This window comes from Serratia sp. JKS296 (assembly GCF_900215445.1).
Lineage (GTDB): Bacteria > Pseudomonadota > Gammaproteobacteria > Enterobacterales > Enterobacteriaceae > Serratia > Serratia marcescens.
Window position 1 is genome coordinate 770,004 of sequence record NZ_OCMX01000001.1, and the last position, 20,966, is coordinate 790,969.

At 61.3% G+C, this 20,966-nt stretch carries 18 protein-coding genes; 16 read left to right on the forward strand and 2 right to left on the reverse strand.

Features of this window, described 5'->3' with window-relative positions:
* The first annotated feature begins 222 nt into the window (after positions 1–222).
* The 5 genes from fhuA (at position 223) to CRO23_RS03695 (ending at position 6,611) form a co-directional block, all read left to right on the forward strand.
* On the forward strand, positions 223–2,415 hold the full coding sequence (gene fhuA, locus CRO23_RS03675; protein ID WP_097101398.1) for a ferrichrome porin FhuA: 2,193 nt from the start codon (positions 223–225) through the stop codon (positions 2,413–2,415).
* Positions 2,416–2,462: 47 nt separating this feature from the next.
* A complete protein-coding gene (fhuC, locus tag CRO23_RS03680; RefSeq protein ID WP_016930054.1) occupies positions 2,463–3,260 on the forward strand; it encodes a Fe3+-hydroxamate ABC transporter ATP-binding protein FhuC in 798 nt (265 codons plus the stop codon).
* Entirely contained in the window at positions 3,260–4,168 is a 909-nt protein-coding gene (fhuD, locus tag CRO23_RS03685; protein WP_097101400.1) for a Fe(3+)-hydroxamate ABC transporter substrate-binding protein FhuD, read from the forward strand. Before fhuC ends, fhuD begins: the two co-directional genes overlap by 1 nt.
* Positions 4,165–6,153, forward strand: coding sequence for a Fe(3+)-hydroxamate ABC transporter permease FhuB (fhuB, locus tag CRO23_RS03690; RefSeq protein ID WP_097101402.1), 1,989 nt, complete (start codon positions 4,165–4,167; stop codon positions 6,151–6,153). The genes fhuD and fhuB overlap by 4 nt, the downstream gene beginning before the upstream one ends.
* 305 nt (positions 6,154–6,458) lie before the next feature.
* On the forward strand, positions 6,459–6,611 hold the full coding sequence (locus CRO23_RS03695) for a Hok/Gef family protein (protein WP_004937610.1): 153 nt from the start codon (positions 6,459–6,461) through the stop codon (positions 6,609–6,611).
* A gap of 123 nt (positions 6,612–6,734) precedes the next feature.
* Here CRO23_RS03695 and metK read toward each other — a convergent pair whose 3' ends face one another.
* The gene (gene metK / locus CRO23_RS03700; protein ID WP_016926681.1) at positions 6,735–7,889 is read right to left on the reverse strand and encodes a methionine adenosyltransferase; all 1,155 of its coding nucleotides are present in this window, start codon (positions 7,887–7,889) and stop codon (positions 6,735–6,737) included.
* A 909-nt stretch (positions 7,890–8,798) separates the two neighbouring features.
* Between metK and speA the strand changes: the two genes are divergently transcribed.
* The 3 genes from speA (at position 8,799) to CRO23_RS03715 (ending at position 12,381) form a co-directional block, all read left to right on the forward strand.
* Positions 8,799–10,775, forward strand: coding sequence for a biosynthetic arginine decarboxylase (speA, locus tag CRO23_RS03705; protein WP_028127388.1), 1,977 nt, complete (start codon positions 8,799–8,801; stop codon positions 10,773–10,775).
* Positions 10,776–10,970: 195 nt separating this feature from the next.
* A complete protein-coding gene (gene speB, locus CRO23_RS03710) occupies positions 10,971–11,891 on the forward strand; it encodes an agmatinase (RefSeq protein WP_004937606.1) in 921 nt (306 codons plus the stop codon).
* A 337-nt stretch (positions 11,892–12,228) separates the two neighbouring features.
* Positions 12,229–12,381 carry a Hok/Gef family protein gene (locus tag CRO23_RS03715; protein ID WP_004937610.1) on the forward strand — a complete coding sequence of 51 codons (153 nt, stop codon included), beginning with the start codon at positions 12,229–12,231 and terminating at the stop codon, positions 12,379–12,381.
* A gap of 110 nt (positions 12,382–12,491) precedes the next feature.
* Here the strand turns inward: CRO23_RS03715 and CRO23_RS03720 are convergent, their stop codons facing one another.
* Positions 12,492–13,736 (reverse strand): MFS transporter, encoded by a 1,245-nt coding sequence (locus CRO23_RS03720; protein WP_016930051.1) that lies wholly within the window; start codon positions 13,734–13,736, stop codon positions 12,492–12,494.
* 397 nt (positions 13,737–14,133) lie between these two features.
* On the opposite strand from CRO23_RS03720, the gene CRO23_RS03725 reads away from it, so the two are divergent.
* The 8 genes from CRO23_RS03725 to CRO23_RS03760 all read left to right on the forward strand — a co-directional run bounded on the left by CRO23_RS03725 (position 14,134) and on the right by CRO23_RS03760 (position 20,949).
* Positions 14,134–14,451, forward strand: coding sequence for a non-heme iron oxygenase ferredoxin subunit (locus tag CRO23_RS03725; protein ID WP_097101404.1), 318 nt, complete (start codon positions 14,134–14,136; stop codon positions 14,449–14,451).
* A 2-nt stretch (positions 14,452–14,453) separates the two neighbouring features.
* On the forward strand, positions 14,454–14,762 hold the full coding sequence (locus tag CRO23_RS03730; RefSeq protein ID WP_016930050.1) for a recombinase-like helix-turn-helix domain-containing protein: 309 nt from the start codon (positions 14,454–14,456) through the stop codon (positions 14,760–14,762).
* 20 nt (positions 14,763–14,782) lie between these two features.
* The gene (locus CRO23_RS03735; protein WP_028127706.1) at positions 14,783–15,826 is read left to right on the forward strand and encodes an aromatic ring-hydroxylating oxygenase subunit alpha; all 1,044 of its coding nucleotides are present in this window, start codon (positions 14,783–14,785) and stop codon (positions 15,824–15,826) included.
* Entirely contained in the window at positions 15,823–16,578 is a 756-nt protein-coding gene (locus tag CRO23_RS03740; RefSeq protein ID WP_097101406.1) for an SDR family oxidoreductase, read from the forward strand. Before CRO23_RS03735 ends, CRO23_RS03740 begins: the two co-directional genes overlap by 4 nt.
* Before the next feature lie 37 nt (positions 16,579–16,615).
* Positions 16,616–17,410 carry an IclR family transcriptional regulator gene (locus tag CRO23_RS03745; RefSeq protein ID WP_004937625.1) on the forward strand — a complete coding sequence of 265 codons (795 nt, stop codon included), beginning with the start codon at positions 16,616–16,618 and terminating at the stop codon, positions 17,408–17,410.
* Positions 17,411–17,519: 109 nt separating this feature from the next.
* Entirely contained in the window at positions 17,520–18,461 is a 942-nt protein-coding gene (locus tag CRO23_RS03750) for a VOC family protein (protein WP_016930047.1), read from the forward strand.
* Positions 18,458–19,669 (forward strand): NAD(P)/FAD-dependent oxidoreductase, encoded by a 1,212-nt coding sequence (locus CRO23_RS03755; RefSeq protein WP_097101408.1) that lies wholly within the window; start codon positions 18,458–18,460, stop codon positions 19,667–19,669. The genes CRO23_RS03750 and CRO23_RS03755 overlap by 4 nt, the downstream gene beginning before the upstream one ends.
* Before the next feature lie 23 nt (positions 19,670–19,692).
* Positions 19,693–20,949 (forward strand): MFS transporter, encoded by a 1,257-nt coding sequence (locus CRO23_RS03760; RefSeq protein ID WP_097101410.1) that lies wholly within the window; start codon positions 19,693–19,695, stop codon positions 20,947–20,949.
* Positions 20,950–20,966: the final 17 nt, after the last annotated feature.

Consider the following 20,966-nt stretch of genomic DNA (forward strand, 5'->3'; position numbering starts at 1 on the left):
GTTTTTTCTTTGTTATTAAGCCCGTAACCTTGGTTGCGGGCTTTTTTATTTTTCTGCTCGTTTTATTTCCCTGCTAACCGCAAGGCTAAGCGTCTAATCCTTAACCTATTTGCCCTATGAATTCGGCTTGCAGTTTAATTTGGCTTCTGCATAAAATGCGACGCTTATAATAATTATTATCGTTTACATTCGTCATTTAATTATTCATCAGAGAAATCAACTATGCCGACCAAGCGTCTTCCATCATTCGCGGCCAAGCAGGGCCGCCTCCCCGTCAGCGCGTTAGCGATCACCGTCGCCGCGGCGCTGGGCACGCTGGCGATGCCGGCATTTTCCGCCGACGCCAAGTCGTCCGCCAAGGAAGACACGATTACCGTTGTGGGCGGCAGCAATACCGCCCAGCAGGAAAGCGCCTGGGGGCCGGTCGGCACCTATGTCGCCAAACGCAGCGCTACCGGCACCAAAACCGATACGCCGATCGAAAAGAACCCGCAGTCCGTTTCCGTGGTGACGCGTGAAGAGATGGACATGCGCCAGCCGGATACGGTGAAGGGCGCGCTGGCCTATGCGCCGGGCGTATTCGCCAGCCGCGGCAGCTCCACGACCTATGATGCGGTGGCAATCCGCGGCTTCCCGGCTACCAACACCACCCAGTATCTGGATGGCCTGCGGTTGCTGGGCGACAACTACAGCGAAGCGTCCATCGATCCTTATTTCCTCGAACGTGCCGAGCTGCTGCGCGGCCCGGTTTCGGTGCTGTACGGTAAAAGCAACCCGGGCGGTTTGGTCTCAATGGTCAGCAAGCGGCCAACCACCGAGCCGCTGCGCGAAATCCAGTTCAAAATGGGTACCGATAACCTGTTCCAGACCGGTTTCGATTTCAGCGACGCGCTGGACGATCAGGGCATTTATTCCTATCGCCTGACCGGCCTGGCGAAAGACAGCGATACGCAGCAGAACATGAGCAAAGAGAAGCGCTATGCGATCGCGCCGTCCTTTAGCTGGCGCCCGGATGACAAAACCAACTTCACGCTGCTGGCCAACATTCAAAACGATCCCTATACCGGTTATTACGGCTGGTTGCCGAAGCAGGGCACGCTGATCCCGTTGCCGGACGGCAGCAAACTGCCGACCGATTTCAACGAAGGCGAAGCCAGCAACTATATGGCGCGCAAGCAGCGGATGATCGGGTACAGCTTCGAACACGCCTTCAACGATACCTGGGCGGTGCGCCAGAACCTGCGTTATATGCAGGTGGACACCGATATGAAGAGCATTTACGGATTCGGCTTGTCATCACCGACGACGATCAATCGTGCTTACGTTCAGTCGAAAGAACACCTGAACAATTTTGCGGTGGATACTCAGGCACAGGCGAAGGTGAAAACCGGCGATATCGACCATACGCTGTTGTTTGGCGTAGATTATTCGCGTATGCGCAACGATATCAATTCCGACTATGGTTCCGCAGACGGCCTGAGCATGACCCAGCCGCAGTATGGCAATGATGTGGTCAATATCAACTTCCCATACAAGTACTTGAACCGTCAGGAGCAAACCGGCCTGTATGTGCAGGAGCAAGGGGAGTGGAACCAGTGGCTGTTGACGCTGGGCGGGCGCTATGACTGGGCGAAAACGTCGGCCAATAACCGCGTTCTCGGGTACACCAACGAACGCTCCGATGGGCAGTTTACCTGGCGCGGCGGATTGAATTACCTGTTCGACAACGGCGTGACGCCGTATTTCAGCTACAGCGAGTCGTTTGAACCGACCCTCGATACGTCAATCAATGGCCAGACCTTTAAGCCCTCGATCGGCAAGCAGTATGAAGCCGGTGTGAAATACGTGCCGAAGGATCGCCCAATCGTGCTGACCGGCGCGCTGTACCAGCTGACCAAGAACAACAACCTGACGCCGGATCCGGATAACGCGCAGTTCAGCGTGCAGAGCGGCGAGATCCGTTCGCGCGGTGTGGAGCTGGAAGCCAAGGCGGCATTGAATGCCAACGTCAACCTGATCGCCTCCTATACCTATACCGATGCGAAGTACACCAAGGACAATACCTATCAGGGCAAACCGACCGTCGAGGTGCCGAAACATATGGCGTCGCTGTGGGCGGATTATACCTTCCACGAAACGGCGGTGAGCGGCCTGACGCTGGGTTCCGGCGTGCGTTACGTCGGCTCCAGCTCGAGCTTCAACAGCGATAACACCACCTTCAAGGTGCCGGACTACACGCTGGTGGACGCGACCATTAAATACGATCTGGCGCGCTTTGGCCTGCCGGGCTCGTCCGTGGGCGTCAACATCAATAACCTGTTCGACAAGACCTACGTGTCGAGCTGCTACCGCGACTACGCCTGCTACTGGGGCGCAGAACGCCAGGTGGTCGCCACCGCAACCTTCCGTTTCTAACCGGATAGCCGGGGCGGCGCCGCGTCGCCCCGGACAAAGCAGGATCTATGCAGGACAAACTTCTTAATCCCGGCGCGACCTTCGCGCTGGATAACGCCAGTTTCGCCGTCCCCGGCCGGGTGCTGCTGCAACCGCTGTCGCTCAGTTTTCCCCAAGGCAACGTCTGCGGCCTGATCGGCCATAACGGTTCCGGTAAATCCACCCTGTTGAAACTGCTCGGGCGGCACCATGCGCCCAGCGGCGGCCAGGTACTGCTCAATCGGCAGCCGTTGGCGCAGTGGGACAGCAAATCCTTCGCCCGCCAGGTGGCCTACCTGCCGCAGCAGTTGCCGGCGGCGGAAGGCATGACGGTGCGCGAACTGGTGGCCGTCGGGCGCTATCCGTGGCATGGCGCGCTGGGGCGGTTTGGCGCCAACGATCGCCAATTGGTGGAAGAGGCCATTTCACTGGTGGGGCTGAAGCCGTTCGCCAACCGCCTGGTGGACAGCCTGTCCGGCGGCGAGCGCCAACGCGCCTGGCTGGCGATGATGGTGGCGCAGGACAGCCGCTGCCTGCTGCTCGACGAACCGACCTCGGCGCTGGACATCGCGCACCAGGTCGAGGTGCTGGCGCTGATCCAGCGCCTGAGCCGCGAACGCGATCTCACGGTGATCGCCGTGCTGCACGACATCAACATGGCGGCGCGCTACTGCGACCATTTGGTGGCGCTGCGCGGCGGTGAAATGATCGCCCAGGGCGGCCCGCTGGAACTGATGCAGGGGCCGGTGCTGGAGCAAATTTACGGTATTCCTATGGGCACGTTGCCGCACCCGAGCGGCGGCGCGCCGGTGAGTTTTGTCTACTGATGTCCTCTGCATTCACTTCTTCTCACGATCCGCTGCGCCGCCGTCTGTTGATGGCGCTGGCGCTGTCGCCGCTGTTGGGATCGTGGCCCGGGCGAGCGGCGGATACGCCGCCGGATATCGCGCGCGTTGCGGCGCTGGAATGGCTGCCGATCGAGCTGCTGTTGGCATTGGGCGTAACGCCGCTGGCGGTGGCCGATGTGCATAACTACAACCTGTGGGTGGCGGAGCCGAAGCTGCCGGCGACGGTGGTCGACGTCGGCCAGCGCACCGAACCTAACCTCGAACTGCTGCAGCAGCTCCAGCCTTCGCTGGTGTTGCTGTCGCAGGGCTATGGCCCGACGCCGCGCAAAATCCAACCCATCGCGCCAACCATGAGCTTCGGCTTCAACGACGGCAGCGGCAAACCGCTGACCGTCGCCCGTCAGTCGCTGCTGGCGCTGGGCCAGCGGTTGGGCATAGAAAGCCGGGCGGTAAACCACCTGGCGCAGTTCGACAGTTTTATGCAGGACGCGCGTCAGCGCCTGCAAAGCTACATCCGCCAACCGTTGCTGCTGTTTTCACTGATCGACACGCGTCATGCGTTGATCATCGGCCAGAAAAGCCTGTTCCAGGAAGCGATGGACCAACTGGGCATCCGCAATGCCTGGCAGGAGCCAACCGACTTTTGGGGCACGGCGGTGGTGGGGATTGAACGGTTGGCCACGGTGCGTAACGCCCGGGTCATCTATCTCGATCACGGCAATCAGGCGATGATGGACAAGGTCAGCGCGACGCCGCTGTGGCAGTCATTGCCCTTCGTGCGGCAAAACCAGCTGCGGCAGGTGCCGGCGGTGTGGTTCTATGGCGCCACGCTGTCGACGATGCGGTTTTGCCGCCTGTTGGCGCAGGCTCAGGAGAGTGCGTCATGAATGCGGGCATCCGGAAATTGCCGCTGACGCTGATCCTGCTGTTGCTGGCGGCGGCAGGTGGCCTGACGATATACAACCTGACGCAGCAGCTGCCGCCGGCGCAATGGGCGCGGGCGCTCAGCGCGCCGGACATCGACGACGTGCGGCAAATGCTGTTCCATTACAGCCTGCTGCCGCGGTTGACGGTGTCGCTGTTGGCCGGTGCCGGCCTGGGGTTGGTCGGCGTGCTGTTCCAGCAGGTGTTGCGCAATCCGTTGGCGGAACCGTCGACGCTCGGCGTGGCCGCCGGCGCGCAGCTCGGCCTGACCATCGCCACGCTGTGGGTGCTGCCGGGGGGGGAATTCACCCGCCAGCTGGCCGCTATGGTGGGCGCGATTGTGGTGGGCGGGCTGGTGTTCGGCGTCGCCTGGGGCAAGCGTATGTCGCCGGTCACGCTGATTCTGGCCGGGCTGGTGCTGGGGCTGTACTGCGGCGCGGTCAACAGCCTGTTGGCGCTGTTTCATTACGATCAGCTGCAGGGTATGTTCCTGTGGGGCACCGGCGCGCTGAACCAACAGGATTGGAGCGCCGTACAGTTCCTCCTGCCGCGTTTGCTGGTGGCAGGCCTGCTGGCGGCGCTGTTGCTGCGCCCGCTGACGCTGCTGGGGCTGGACGACGGCGTGGCGCGCAACCTGGGGCTGGGGCTGTCGATGGCGCGCTTCTGCGCCCTGGGGGTGGCCATTATCTTCAGCGCCATGCTGGTGAGTGCGGTGGGCGTTATCGGCTTTATCGGCCTGTTTGCGCCGCTGATGGCGAAGATGCTGGGCGCGCGCCGCCTGGCGCACCGCATGATGCTGGCGCCGTTGCTGGGGGCGCTGCTGCTGTGGCTGACCGATCAGGTGATGCTCGGGGTGACGCAGGTGTGGCGCGAGATCCCGACCGGTGCGGCCACCGCACTGTTCGGCGCGCCGCTGCTGTTGTGGCTGCTGCCGCGTTTGCGCAGCGCCGCTACGCCGCCGCCGATGAACCTTGGCGACAAGGTGCCTGCCGAACGCGGGAATCTGCCTGGCTGGGCAGCGCTGGCCGGCGTCGTGCTATTGATCGGCCTGACGCTGGCGCTGATGCTGGGCAAAAACGCCGGCGGCTGGCACTGGAGCCTGGGTGCGGAGCTGGACGCGTTGCTGCCGTGGCGTTGGCCGCGGGCGCTGTCGGCGCTGGCGGCGGGCATGATGCTGGCGGTCGCCGGCACGCTGATCCAGAAGCTGACCGGCAACCCGATGGCCAGCCCGGAAGTGTTGGGCATCAGTTCCGGCGCCGCTTTTGGCGTCGTGATGATGCTGTTTATGGTGCCGGGCGACGCCTTCGTTTGGCTGCTGCCCGCCGGCAGTTTGGGGGCGGCCGCGACGCTGCTGATCATCATGATCGCCGCAGGCCGCGGCGGTTTCTCGACTGAGCGCATGTTGCTCGCCGGTATCGCGCTCAGCACCGCCTTTACCACCGTCATCTTCCTGCTGTTGGCCAGCGGCGATCCGCGTATGGGGGGCTTGCTGACCTGGCTCTCCGGTTCAACCTATTCGGTTGAGCCGGTGCAGGCGCTGCGCACCGCGCTGGTGGCCGCCGGCCTGATGGTATTGGCGCCGCTGTGCCGCCGTTGGTTGACCATTCTGCCGCTCGGCGGCGCCACCGCCCGCTCGGTGGGGATTGCGCTGACGCCGGCGCGGTTGACCATTCTGTTGCTGGCCGCCACGCTGACCGCCATGGCGACCCTGACCGTGGGGCCGCTGAGCTTTGTCGGGCTGATGGCGCCGCATATGGCGCGCATGTTGGGCTTCCGCCGCGCGCTGCCGCAGATGGTGATCGCCGCGCTGTTGGGCGGTTTGCTGATGGTATTTGCCGACTGGTGCGGGCGGATGCTGCTGTTTCCGTATCAGATCCCCGCCGGGTTACTGGCGACCTTTATCGGCGCGCCGTACTTCGTTTATCTGTTGCGTAAGCAGACGTCGTAAGCTTCATCCCTACTTTGCTTTCTCCGCCATCAAGGGCCCAGCGTTGCTGGGCCTTTTTTCAACGCCTTGCAAGGCGTTGCGTGTCGCTGCGCAAGAAAGACATTTAACGTGAAAAGGAACGCGGGAAGAGAGGGGGAGGTGAATATACTGCGTGCGGGTGCTCTGGATCTTTGTCTCTGGAGCCTGCGTGAAAGATACAAAGAGAAAAGCCCCGAGTCGATATCCATCAACCCGAGGCCTACTCTAACGCGTGACAACGTTAAGTTAGCCTCTTACCCGCCGCGAGGCAAGGAGAAGAAGGCATGATGCCGAACAAACGGAGCCTGTTAAAATTGGTGGTTATTTGTGCCACGGTAATATCACTGGCATGGATAACCCGCAGCACGCTGTGTGAACTGCGTATCCGATCGGGCACTACGGAGGTTGCGGCCATTTTGGCTTACGAATCCGAACGGTAAGACAACCCGGCGGCGGGGGCTTTGCCTCCGCCGGCCGGCAGTTGATGCGTTGATCCATGAGCACCCATCTGCTCAAAAAAAACGGCGAGCCCAGGCTCGCCGTTTTCATGTTGATGTCGGGGCTTATTTCAGGCCGGCGGCATCGCGCAGCAGTGCGGCTTTGTCGGTCGCTTCCCATGGGAAGTGTTCGCGGCCGAAGTGGCCGTAGGCGGCGGTTTCGCGGTAGATCGGCTGCAGCAGATCCATCATCTGGATCAGGCCGTATGGGCGCAGATCGAAGAATTCGCGCACCAGCAGCGTCAGCTGTTCGGTTGGCACTTTCTCGGTACCGAAGGTTTCCACCATGATGGAGGTCGGTTCCGCTACGCCGATAGCGTAAGACACCTGAATCTCGCAGCGATCGGCCAGGCCGGCGGCAACGATGTTTTTCGCCACATAGCGCGCCGCGTAAGCCGCGGAACGGTCAACCTTGGACGGATCCTTACCGGAGAAGGCGCCGCCGCCGTGGCGCGCCATGCCGCCGTAGGTGTCGACGATGATCTTACGGCCGGTCAGGCCGCAGTCGCCCATCGGGCCGCCGATAACGAAACGGCCGGTCGGGTTAATGTGGTATTTGGTGCCCGCCGTCAGCCATTCCGCCGGCAGTACCGGCTTGATGATCTCTTCCATCACCGCTTCTTGCAGATCTTTCAGCGAGATGTCTTCAGAGTGCTGGGTGGACAGCACCACGGCGTCGATGCCGACGATTTTGCCGTCGTCGTACTGGAAGGTCACCTGGCTCTTCGCATCCGGGCGCAGCCACGGCAGGGTGCCGTTTTTACGCACTTCGGACTGGCGCTGCACCAGACGGTGCGCGTAGGTGACAGGTGCAGGCATCAGCACGTCGGTTTCGTTGGTGGCGTAGCCAAACATCAAGCCCTGATCGCCGGCGCCCTGCTCGAGAGGATCGGTACGATCAACGCCCTGATTGATATCCGGGGATTGCTTGCCGATAGCGCTCAATACTGCACAGGAGTTGGCGTCAAAGCCCATGTCCGAATGAACGTAGCCGATCTCGCGCACGGTCTTGCGGGTAATCTCTTCGATATCGACCCAGGCGCTGGTGGTGATTTCACCGCCGACCAAGACCATGCCGGTTTTCACGTAGGTTTCGCAGGCGACGCGCGCCTTCGGATCTTGTTCCAGGATGGCGTCGAGGACGGCATCGGAGATCTGATCGGCGATTTTATCGGGATGTCCTTCGGAGACGGATTCGGACGTGAAGAGGTGTTTAGCCATTGTGTTCTTTACCTTGCATAAGACGGGTTAGAAATTACTGCACAGCGCTGGAGATCCGGCATCGAAGCGAAGGGTCTTCCGCTGATGGCGCGAGATGCATCCTGCAACGCCCCTCAGGCAAAGCCGTTAAGCAGTTTATCAGTTAACCAGTATAGATGGATTAACATCTGGACGTCTATTTTAGGTCAGGGTTTAGCCAGATTGCCAGTAATTTTTTGCGCTTTCGCTCTTTTGCGCAAACGGGTTGGCGCCATTTTCATCGCTTGAAACAGTTTTCGGCGAATTTTCATTTTGCTTTTTCACCTGCTTACCGGTATAAACTGCGCGCGCGGTTCATTTGCTGCACAGTACGGCGGTCTGGCGTGGTGGAAGGTGCGATTAACTTCCGCTTTGCATTCGCCGGCGTTGCGCTATTATCCGTCGCGGGCGTTCGCCGTAAGCGCCGCCGCTTCATCGAACGGTCACGTTCTTACACTATTTTAGAGGCTGGGTCGTTCACTCCGAACGGCGCGCGTGGAGGTGGTTGGATTAATGATCCGTTGTCTACCGGTTGTTGGTTCTCAACAGCAGTGCCGTTCTGGCGCACATTCTTCTGCTATTTCCCGTCTTGTCTCTCTGTCACTTACCAGGTGCGATAAACACTTGGCCGCTACTCAGGATTCTCGGGCCGGCTAACGGTCGTCTGAAGAACTGAACAAGGGTAGCCTGCAGCCTTCCTGTGGGATGTTTCTTGGCCCGATTCACGAGGTTTGAACAGGGTGTCTTACAATTATATGAGTGATAAACCGATCGCTGACCGCGAACGGCAGTTCTCTTCGCTGCCGCCGGCGCGGCTTGTTGGGTTGTTCTCGCGGGTTGTAGCTGCGATAGTGGCTGACGGTTTCGTCAGTAGGGAATGTGAGGCGAACCATGTCTGATGATCTGTTGATTCACCGTCCGCCGGTTGCGGGCGAGTCTTTATCTTTGCGCTCCATGCAGGAGGTTGCCATGAATGATCGTAATGCCAGCAAGATGCTGCGTACTTATAACGTCGCCTACTGGGGCAACAATTACTATGACGTCAACGAGCTGGGCCATATCAGCGTGTGCCCGGATCCGGATGTCCCGCAGGCGCGCGTCGATCTGGCAGAACTGGTGAAAACGCGCCAGAAAGACGGCCAACGTCTGCCGGCGCTGTTCTGCTTCCCGCAGATCCTTCAGCATCGCCTGCGTTCGATCAACGCCGCGTTCAAACGCGCGCGTGAATCCTTCGGCTACCAGGGCGGTTATTTCCTGGTGTATCCGATCAAGGTGAACCAACACCGCCGCGTGATTGAATCGCTGGTGAATTCCGGCGAACCGCTGGGGCTGGAAGCCGGCTCCAAGGCCGAGCTGATGGCGGTGCTGGCGCATGCCGGCATGACCCGCTCGGTGATTGTCTGTAATGGTTATAAAGATCGTGAATACATTCGCCTGGCGTTGATCGGGGAAAAGCTGGGGCACAAGGTGTACCTGGTGATCGAGAAAATGTCCGAGATCAACCTGGTGCTGGAAGAGGCCGAACGGCTGAACGTCATACCGCGCCTGGGCGTGCGTGCGCGTCTGGCATCGCAAGGCTCCGGCAAATGGCAGTCGAGCGGCGGCGAAAAATCCAAGTTCGGTCTGGCGGCGGTGCAGGTGCTGAAGCTGGTAGAAACCCTGCGTGAAGCGGGCCGCCTCGACAGCTTGCAGCTGCTGCACTTCCACCTGGGTTCGCAGCTGGCCAACATTCGCGACATCGCCACCGGCGTGCGCGAATCGGCGCGCTTCTACGTTGAGCTGCACAAGCTGGGCGTCAACATTCAGTGCTTCGACGTGGGCGGCGGCTTGGGCGTCGACTACGAAGGCACCCGTTCGCAGTCCGATTGCTCGGTCAACTACGGCCTGAACGAATATGCCAACAACGTGATTTGGGGCATCGGCGACGCCTGTAACGAACACGGCCTGCCGCACCCGACGGTGATCACCGAGTCCGGCCGCGCCGTGACCGCGCACCACACGGTGCTGGTCTCCAACGTGATCGGCGTCGAGCGCAACGAATTCAGCGAACCGCAGCCGCCGGAAGCCGACGCGCCGCGCGCGCTGGAAAGCATGTGGGAAACCTGGCTGGAAATGAACGAGCCGGAGAACCGCCGCTCGCTGCGCGAATGGCTGCACGACAGCCAGATGGATCTGCACGATGTGCACACCCAATACGCGCACGGCATGCTGGACTTGACCAAGCGCGCCTGGGCCGAGCAGCTGTATCTGAACATCTGCAACAAGATCCAGCAGCAGCTCGATCCGAGCAACCGCGCACACCGCCCGATCATCGACGAGCTGCAAGAGCGCATGGCGGACAAGTTCTACGTCAACTTCTCACTGTTCCAGTCGATGCCGGATGCCTGGGGTATCGACCAGCTGTTCCCGGTGCTGCCGCTGGAAGGGCTGGATAAACCGCCGGAAGGCCGTGCTGTGCTGCTCGATATCACCTGCGACTCCGACGGCACCATCGACCATTACGTCGACGGCGACGGCGTGGCGACCACCATGCCGATGCCGCCGTACGATCCGGAGAACCCGCCGGCGCTGGGCTTCTTCATGGTCGGTGCGTATCAGGAGATCCTCGGCAACATGCACAACCTGTTCGGCGACACCGCCTCGGTTGACGTGTACGTGTTCCCGGACGGCAGCGTCGAGACCGAGCTGTCCGACGAGGGCGACACCGTGGCGGATATGCTGGAGTATGTGCAGCTCGATCCGAGCGCGCTGCTGTCAAAATTCCGCGATCAGGTCAAAGAAACCGATCTGGACAGCGAGCTGCAGGCGCAGTTCCTGGAAGAGTTTGAGGCCGGTCTGTACGGTTATACGTATCTGGAAGACGAGTAACCGCCTTCTTCATGGGGGGCGATATCGGCCCTCTTGAAGCATGGATAAAATGCGGCCATAATCTGCCGTATCGGTAGCACCGAAACACACATCGAATAAATCCCTTTCTCGTCGGGCTAACGACGCGGGAGGGATTTTTTTTTGTAACGGCCCGGCGTCTGCGCCCGGCAACTTGTTGAACTACGAGGGTTTACTATGAGCACCTTAGGCCATCAGTCCGATAATTCATTAGTGTCCAACGCCTTTGGTTTCCTGCGCTTTCCGCTGAACTTCATGCCTTACGACAGCGATGCAGAGTGGGTCATCACCGGCATTCCGTTTGACATGGCGACCTCCGGTCGCGCCGGCGGCCGTCATGGCCCGGCGGCCATACGCCAGGTGTCCACCAACCTGGCCTGGGAAGGCAACCGTTGGCCGTGGAGCTTCGATCTGCGCGATCGCCTGAACGTGGTTGACTGCGGCGACATCGTGTTCAACTTCGGCGATGCGCAGGACATGAGCGACAAGCTGCAGGCGCACGCGGAGAAACTGCTGAAGGCCGGTAAGCGCATGCTCTCGTTCGGCGGCGACCACTTCGTCACCCTGCCGCTGCTGCGCGCGCACGCCAAGCATTTCGGCAAGCTGGCGCTGGTGCACTTCGACGCCCATACCGATACCTACGCCAACGGCAGCAAGTTCGACCACGGCACCATGTTCTATCATGCGCCGAACGAAGGCCTGATCGATCCGCACCACTCGGTGCAGATCGGCATTCGCACCGAGTTCGATCACGACAATGGCTTTACCGTACTGGACGCCGCGCAGGTGAACGATCGCAGCGTGGACGACCTGCTGACCCAGATCAAAGGCATCGTCGGCGATATGCCGGTGTACCTGACCTTCGACATCGACTGCCTGGATCCGGCGTTCGCACCGGGCACCGGCACGCCGGTGATCGGCGGCCTGACCTCCGATCGCGCGCTGAAACTGGTGCGCGGCATGCAGTCGCTGAACATCGTCGGCATGGACGTGGTGGAAGTGGCGCCGGCCTATGATCAGTCCGAGATCACCGCGCTGGCCGCGGCGACCCTGGGTCTGGAAATGCTGTACCTGCAGGCGGCCAAGAAACACGCCTGACGCCAGACCACGCCTCGCTGAAAAAGCGGCTCCCATTGTATGGGGGCCGCTTTTTTTTTATTTCATTTGTCGCCATCCGCGCGGCGATTTTCAGTCTGTTGCAACGCCTTTGCGCAATTTTGCGCAGAAATGAAACGGAGTCAGTAAAAAGGAACCGGGATAACGGGGAGGATGAATATACTGCGCGCGGGTGCTCTGGATCTTTGTATCTAGAGCCTGCGTGAAAGGTACAAAGAGAAAAGCCCCGAGTCGATATTCATCAACCCGAGGCCTACTCTAACGCCAGCAACGTTAAGTTAGCCTCTTACCCGCCGCGAGGCAAGGAGAAGAAGGCATGATGCCGAACAAACGGAGCCTGTTAAAACTGGTGGTTATTTGTGCCACGGTAATATCACTGGCATGGATAACCCGTAGCACGCTGTGCGAGCTGCGGATCCGATCGGGCACTACGGAGGTTGCGGCCATTTTGGCTTACGAATCCGAACGGTAAGGCAACCCGGCGATGGGGGATGTCCCCCGTCTGCTGGTTGTTGGCGTCCAGATCCATGAGCACCCTCTCAAGGCCATTGGCTTTCTCTGCCGCAACGGTGCGGGAACAGACTATGCCCGTTTCACCTGCCGCGTCAGCAACATACGGCTAAACAGCGCGCCGCCCGCCAGCAGCGTCAACAGCTGTGAGGCAATCAGCACCGCAAAGCCCGAGGACACCTTGCCCTGGCTGGCCATCACCATGCCCATCGCCATCGGCACGAACGCCGAGAACAGATTGCCGATGCCGTTGATCAGCCCATAGGCGCTGCCGACCGCCTCCGGCCGCGCATAATGCTGGAGCAGCGTGGGGATCGCCGCGCCCTGCGCACCCCAACAGGCGTTGGCCGCCAGCAGGAAGAAGGCGATCCAACCAAGCTGATGGCTGTTCATTACGCCATAGATGCACAGTGCGGTCGCCGCGCCGCCAAAGACGAAGATCAGCGGCGCCTGATAGGGGCGGATACGATCGAGCAACGCGCCGCCGAGGTATTTGGAGGCGATGCTGACGATGAACGGCAGCGCCGCCATCCAGCCCATTTGCTTGATGGAGAACCCCTTTTCATCGGTCAGGTAAGCCGGCAGCCAGGCGCTGGAGCCCCACAGGTAGCTGAGCGTGGCGATCTCGATCAGCAGGATCCAGCCGAGCATCGGCGTGCGCCAGGCCAGCGCAAAGGTGTGCCAGACGCGGCTTAGCACCGGTTGCGAATCGGCAGGGCGTGAAGAAGATGAGGGTAAGGCGAGCGGATGAACGAACAACCGAACCAGCGCCAGGCCCAGCAGCAGGTTGAGCAGCGCCAGCAGGTGAAACGACATCGCCCAGCCGAAGTGCGCCATCAGAAAACTCACCAGCGGAAAGCCGAGCACCAGCCCCAACGAGACGCCCAGCGCGCTGACCGCGTTGGGCTTGCCGCGCTCGTCGGCGGCGAAATGATCGCTGATGTACATGGTTTTCAGCGAGAACAGCGGCCCTTCGCTGACGCCAAGCAGCGCGCGCACCGCGCACAGCAACAGCAGCGATCCCGCCAGCGGCGAGGCGGCGGTGAGCAGCGCCCACAGCACCACGCTCAGCGTCAGCGCGCGGCGGTAACCCATCAGCGTTTCCAGAAACGGCGTCAGCAACATGGCGGACAGGCCGTAACCGAGTAAAAACACCGTCATCAGCGTACCCTGGTGAGCGCGGTCACCGCCGAGTTGAAAGTGTTGCAGGAAGTCGGGATTGACCAACATCACGGCGATATTAACCCGATCCGCATAGGCGATAACGATCAGAAACAGCAGGGCGATCACCCCAAACCAGCGTTGACGTTGTTGCACGGCGCGTTCCTCAGTGCGAGCGGTTGACGAATTCAGGCAGCAGTAAACTCACCCGAGGATGCCATTTGGCGCAAACGCGGGGATGGGGCTGATTGATGTAAATTTATTGTTATCAAATAGGGTGTAAATGACAGAGGGAAAACACTTTTACGCGCAATTCGCCGCAGAGATCAACGCGTTTTTTGCCATAAATTAGCGAGGGAGCGCACAACTGACATAGGTTTTTCATATCGGTGCATGATTTCGTGATCCTTCCCGCATTTGTCATTTTTAAACAACCTTTCATTAACATTTGCCGTTCCGCTCGCTTGACGAAAGTTTCGCCAGACTTATAGTGGCTGTATTAAATAAGAAACTGAGTTTCATATATGAAACAATCAGATAGAGGATAAAAGCAATGAGCTGGAAGAATGTGTGCGAAGTGTCTCAGGTGAAAGAAGATTTTCCTTTCTCCGGCAAAGTGGAAGGAAAAGAGGTCGGGGTGTACCTGCTCGACGGTAACTACTACGCGCTGGAAGACGTCTGCCCGCATGCTTATGCCTTGCTCAGCCAGGGGTTTGTAGACGACGGCAAGGTTGAGTGCCCGCTGCACGAAGCGCTGTTTGACGTGCGCACCGGCCAGTGCCTGCGCGAGCCGGGCGGCCGAGATCTGCAAACCTATCCCACCCGGGTGGTCGACAACCAAATCCAGATCACCTTTATCGCGGAGGAGTAATCATGCAGCACATCACCGATTTCAATCCCTGGCTGCCGGACACCCAACAAGTGACGCCAGCCCGCGAAGGCGGCAACGGTCAAATCCATCAGCCGGGCCAGTTCCGCAATGTCATCTGGCAAAACCGCGCCCGGGTGCCGGACGGTTTCGAAACCGCCCTGGTGGCGGCGCTGGAAACGATCTTCGATCAGGGGGGGGAAGAGCTGGAGCAGATTGTTAGCGCGTTGAATCAGCGTCGTCTGTTCGATCGTAGCGGCCAGCCGTGGAATGAGGCGACGTTCCGCGAATTCCTTCACGTTAACGGTTTCTGATCGACACCCGGGAGAAGACAATGACAGCAAACACAACATCCTCCGAACAGAGCTTGCAGGACTATCTTGACCAGGGGCTGCGCGGCATGTGGTATCCGGTGCTGGCCAGCTGGGAAGTGGGCAACAACCCGGTCGGCATCACCCGCCTGGAGCAGCAAATCGTGGTGTGGCGCGACGGCGAAGGCCAGATCCACGCGCTGGAAGACCGCTGCCCGCACCGTGGCGCGCGGCTTTCCATGGGGTGGAACCTCGGCGATCGCATCGCCTGTTGGTATCACGGGGTGGAAGTCGGCGGTGACGGGACGGTGAAAGACGTGCCGGCGGTGGATCGCTGCCCGCTGGTGGGGCAAAAATGCCTGCGATCTTACCCGGCCAAAGAAGCCTATGGCGCGGTGTTCCTCTATTTCGGCGTGACGGCGGATGAAGCGCCGGCGGAGCTGACTTTCCCGCAAGAGCTGGCGGACGAAGCGTCGTACAGTAATTTTCTGTGCACCGCCAGCTGGAACTGCAACTACCAGTACGCCCTGGAAAACGTGATGGATCCGATGCACGGCACTTACCTGCACTCTTCTTCACACTCGATGGCGGAAGGGGATCGCAAGGCGGACATGGCGCTGGAGCCGACCGACAGCGGCTTTATCTTCAAGAAAAACGGCCAGATCGGCGTCAACTTCGACTGGGTGGAATTCGGCAACAGCGGCGCGTATTGGATGCGCCTGTCGATCCCGTACAAGAAGCGCTTCGGGCCGGGCGGTCACTTCTGGATCATCGGCATGGTGGTGCCGGAAGACAAAGATCACTGCCGGGTATTCTTCTGGCGCATTCGTAAGGTCAAAGACTGGCAGCGCGACATGTGGCGCTTCATGTACCGCAATCGCCTGGAATCGTTGCATTGGGATGTGCTCGAGCAGGATCGCATCGTGCTTGAGAACATGGCGCCTAACGCCCGCGGCCGCGAATATCTGTACCAGCACGACGTCGGTCTTTCTCGCCTGCGCCGCCTGATGCAGAAAGAGGCGCAAAAACAGCTGGCGACGCTGCGCGAGCGGGAGGCGGCGCAGTGAACGGTCTGCTGAACGATAAACGCATCGTGGTCACCGGCGCGGCGCGCGGCCTGGGCTACAGCTTCGCCGCCGCCATCGCGGCTGCCGGCGCGCAGGTGGTGATGTGCGACATTTTGGCGGATGAGCTGGCGGCGAGCGGCGCCGCGCTGCGCGAGCAGGGCGCTCAGGTGGAAACGCAAATCATCGATCTGGCCTCACCGGATTCGATCCGTTCGGCGTTCGAGAAGATCGCCACAGGCGGCGGGATCGACGGGCTGGTGAACAACGCGGCGCTGGCGACCGGCGTCGGCGGCAAAACCATGATGGAATACGATATCGAACTGTGGGATCGGGTGATGCAGGTCAACGTGCGCGGCACCTGGCTGGTGAGCCAGGCGGCGGTGCCGCTGCTGGCGCGCAACCCGCACGCCAAGATCGTCAACGTGGCGTCGGACACCGCGCTGTGGGGCGCGCCGCGCCTGATGGCCTATGTTGCCAGTAAAGGCGCGCTGATCGCGATGACCCGATCGATGGCGCGTGAACTGGGGCCGCAGGGGATCTGCGTCAACGCCATCGCGCCGGGCCTGACGCGGGTGGAAGCCACCGAGTATGTCCCCGCCGAACGCCACCAGCTGTACGAGCAGGGGCGCGCGCTGGCCGGGGCGCAGCACCCGGACGATGTGAACGGTACGGTGCTTTATCTGCTGTCGCCGCTGGCGGATTTCGTCACCGGCCAACTGCTGCCGGTCAACGGCGGCTTCGTATTCAACTGACGGCCCGCAGGGCAGGCGCACAGCGCAGGAGCGAGAGATGGCGGACGAGCAAGCATGTAAGTATCTGATCCCGGGGCTGGATCGCGGGTTGCAGTTGCTGCTGGCGTTTGGCGAGCAGCATAAGGAGATGACCTTCGCCGAGTTGCATCGCCTGGTCGATATGCCGAAGGCCACCGCTTATCGCGTGGTGCAGACGCTCGAACACCTGGGCTTTCTGGAGCGCAATCCGCGCACCAACACCTTTGCGCTCGGCATCAAGGTGCTGCGCCTCGGCTTCGAATATATCGCGTCGCTGGATGTGGCGCAGGCCGGCCAGCCGGTGATCGAGCAGCTGCGCGATCGCAGCCAGTGCAGCAGCCATCTGGCGATCCGCGACGGGCGTGATGTGATCTATATCGCCCGCGTCAGCGCTGCCGGTTCGCAGATCAATCAGGTCAGCGTCGGCACCCGCTTGCCGGTGCACCAAACCTCGCTCGGCCGCATGTTGTTGACCAGCGCGACTCGCAGTGAGTTCGAACAACTTTATCCAGACGCGCAGCTGCCGGGCAATGCGCCGGGCACCCCGGCGGATCGCGAAACGCTGTGGCAGATGGTGCAGCAAGACAAGGCGCGCGGCTATGTGATCGGCGAATCGTTCTTCCGCCACGGCATCTCCTCGATCGTCTATCCGATCTTCAACCGCGAGCAGCGGGTCGAGGCGGTGGTCAGCATCATGGTGCCGTCCGATGAGATCCCGAAAGCGGATCGCGAGCGGCTGCGCATGGAAGTGCGCGACGCGGCGGAGAAAATTTCCGGCTTCCTCGGCGCGCCGCCGCAGGCCAACGTCGGCTAACCGACAGGACCGACTCTTTTACTCAGGCAGGGATAAGGCCCGTAGCAAACACGGGCCGGGGTTCAGTCATGCCTGAAAACCGTATGCAGCGAGAATGTGAGGCTGAACAATGAGCGTAATCGGAATCGAAAAACTGGAATTTGGCGTCGAAGATCTGCCAACCTGCGAAAAATTCATGCAAGATTTCGGCCTGCAGCCCGCCACGCAACATTGGGGCGAAGCGCAGCGCGAATTCACTACCCTGAGCGGGGCGCGGGTTGTCCTGCACCCGTTGCAAAGCGCGGCGCTGCCTGCGGCGTTTGAAGGCGGTTCCACCCTGCGCCGCATGACCTGGGGCGTGGCCTCGCCCGCCGAACTGGCGCGCCTGCAGCCGCGTTTGGCGTTGATGCCCGGCTTCCGTCAGGTTGGAGAAGAGTTGGAATGCCGCGATCCCAACGGCATGACGCTGCGCTTCGTCGTCAGCCGCCAGCAGGCGGTCGAGGTGCCGGTCACGCCGATCAACCAGTGGGGCGACGTGCGCCGCATCGATCAACCCAGCCCGGTCTATTCGCAGGCGCAGCCGATCAACATTGGCCACGTGGTGTTCTTCGTCGACGATCTGGCGGCGACCGAGCGTTTCTACCGCGAGCTGTTGGATTTCCAGGTTTCCGATCGCTATATCGATCGCGCCGTCTTCCTGCGCACCCAGGCACGCGGCGGCCACCATAACCTGTTCCTGCTGAAGCTGCCGAACCGCCCACGCGGCCTGAACCACGTGGCGTTCACCGTGCGCGATATCCACGAAGTGATCGGCGGCGGCATCGCCATGAACAAAGAGCAGTGGAGCACCTTTATCGGCCCCGGCCGTCACCCGATCTCCTCGGCCTATTTCTGGTACGTCAACAGCCCGACCGGCGGCGCGTTCGAGTACTACACCAACGACGATTATCTGACGGAAAACTGGCAGCCGCGCGAGCTGGAGCATTCGCTGGTCTCCTTCACCGAATGGGCGGTAGAGGGCGGCATCGATCACGACACGCGCCGCCAGCATAAAAAAGCGGAGGCGTTATGAACCGGGCTGAACAGGCGGGCATCGTCATCGTCGGTGGCGGCCAGGCCGGCGGCTGGGCGGCCAAGACGCTGCGCGACCGCGGTTACAGCGGCCGGCTGACGGTTGTCAGCGACGAACCCTACGATTTTTACGAGCGGCCGCCGCTGTCGAAAGCGGCGTTGCTGGATGCCGCGGCTCCCCTCAGCCGGCTGTTCAGCGAACAGACGGTGGCGGAGCTGAATATCGACTGGCGCCGCCCGCTGCGCGCCGAGTCCATCGACGCCGAACAGCAAATCGTCACGCTCAGCGACGGGCGACGGCTGCAGTTCGAGCAGTTGCTGATCGCCACCGGCGGGCGGCCGCGTGTGCCGGGCGCCGCCTGGGCGCAGCACCCGCGCGTGATGACGCTGCGTTCCTGGGACGATGCGGCCCGGTTGCGGCAGGGGCTGCAGGGCTGTCGTCGCCTGGCGATCGTCGGCGGCGGTTGGATCGGGCTGGAGATCGCCGCTTCCGCGCGGCGTCTCGGCGCCGAGGTGACGGTGTTTGAACGCCAGCCAGCGCTGTGCATGCGCAGCGTCGGCGCCGATGTCTCGCAGGCGTTGCTCGAACTGCATCGCCGGCAGGGCGTCACGGTGCTGTGCGGCTGCGGTGAGATCTCGCTGGAAGATCGCGACGGCGCCGCCTGGATCGGCAGCGAAGTCAGCGATCCGCAGGCCTTCGATCTGGTGGTGGTGGGGATCGGCGTCGAGCTGAATCTCGAACTGGCGCGCAGCGCCGGGCTGGCGATCGAGTCCGGCATTGTGGTCGACGGCCAGGGGCGCACCAGCCATCCGGCGATCTTCGCCGCCGGCGACGTGGCGCGTCACCCGACGCTTGGCCTGTGCCTGCAGTCCTGGGCCTACGCGCAAAATCAGGCCATCAGCACCGCCTGCGCGATGCTCGACGCCTTCGCCGCCCCGTATGACGACGTGGCCTGGCTGTGGTCGGATCAATATGACGTCAATATCCAGATCCTCGGCGTGCCGAGCGGCGGCGTGCACCATGTGGTGCGCCGCACGCCGCAGTCGCAGGTGTTCTTCACGCTGAACGCCGATCGGCAGCTGGTGCAGATGGTGGCGTTCAACGACGCGCGCACCATCAAACTAGGCAAGCGTTGGCTGGCGAGCGGCCGGGTGCTGGATCTGCAGCAACTGGCGGATGCGGAGTTTTCTTTGATGGCGTTGAAATAACGCCCGAACCTCGGGAGCGTTTTATGACTACGCAAGACATTGACGCCCGCGCTGGACGGGCGGGGGAAACCGTTGCCGAAAATCCGCAGCAGCGGGTGCGCTGGTCGGTGCCGATCGCGCTGTTCGCCTGCGTGCTGCTGGCGTTTTTCGACAAGATCAGCATCGCGGCGCTGTTTTCCGACACCGAGTTTCAGCAGGCGTTGGGCATTGGTTTTGACCCGGCGCGGCTGGGCTTGCTGATGAGCGCGTTTCTGTTCTCCTACGGCATTTCCTCAATGCTGCTCAGCGGCATCGGCGATCGGCTTAATCCGGTCAAGGTATTGATTGGCATGATGGTGGTGTGGGGCGTGCTGATGGTGTTGATGGGGCTGGTGCGTTCCTATCACGCCATGATGACGCTGCGCATCCTGCTCGGCATCGCCGAAGGGCCGTTGCTGCCGATGGCCTACGCCATTATTCGTCAGGCTTTCCCACCGCAGCTGCAGGCGCGCGCCACCATGCTGTGGTTGCTCGGCACGCCGTTGGGGGCCGCGCTCGGCTTCCCGGTCACCCTGTACATCCTCAATACCTTCGACTGGCAGGCCACCTTCTTCTTTATGGCGTTTCTGACGTTGCCGGTGATGTTGCTGGTGCTGTTCGGCATGCGCCACCTGAACGTCTCGCGTCCGGCGGCGGCGGCCAAACCGGCGGTGTCCGAACGCAAACAGCACCGCCGCGAGCTGCTGCGCAGTCCGCACTTTTGGATGATCTGCCTGTTCAACATCGCCTTTCTGACCTACCTGTGGGGCATGAACGGCTGGTTGCCGAGCTACCTGATCAAGGGCAAAGGCATTCATCTGGAGCATGCCGGTTACCTCTCTTCGCTGCCGTTCATCGCCATGCTGCTCGGCGAAGTGCTGGGCGCCTGGCTGTCGGACAAGCTGGATCGCCGCGCGCTGGCCTGCTTCCTGTCGCTGTGCGGTGCCGGCCTCGGTCTGGCGGTGGTGTTGCACCTGCAGGGCACCTACAGCGTGATCGCCGCCATGGCCTTCAGCACCTTTATGTGGGGCGCCGGCGCGCCGAATATTTTCGCGCTGTTGGCGAAGGCCACCAGCAGCAAGGTGAGCGCCACCGCCGGCGGCATCTTCAACGGGTTGGGCAATTTTGCCGGCGCGCTGGCGCCGGTGCTGATGGGGGCGCTGATCGCCGCCACCGGCAATATGGATAACGGCCTGCTGTTCCTGGTGGTGATGGCGTTCGTCGGCTGCCTCATTCTGCTGCCGTTGCTGAGAAAGTACTGATTAATCAATCGTTTCAA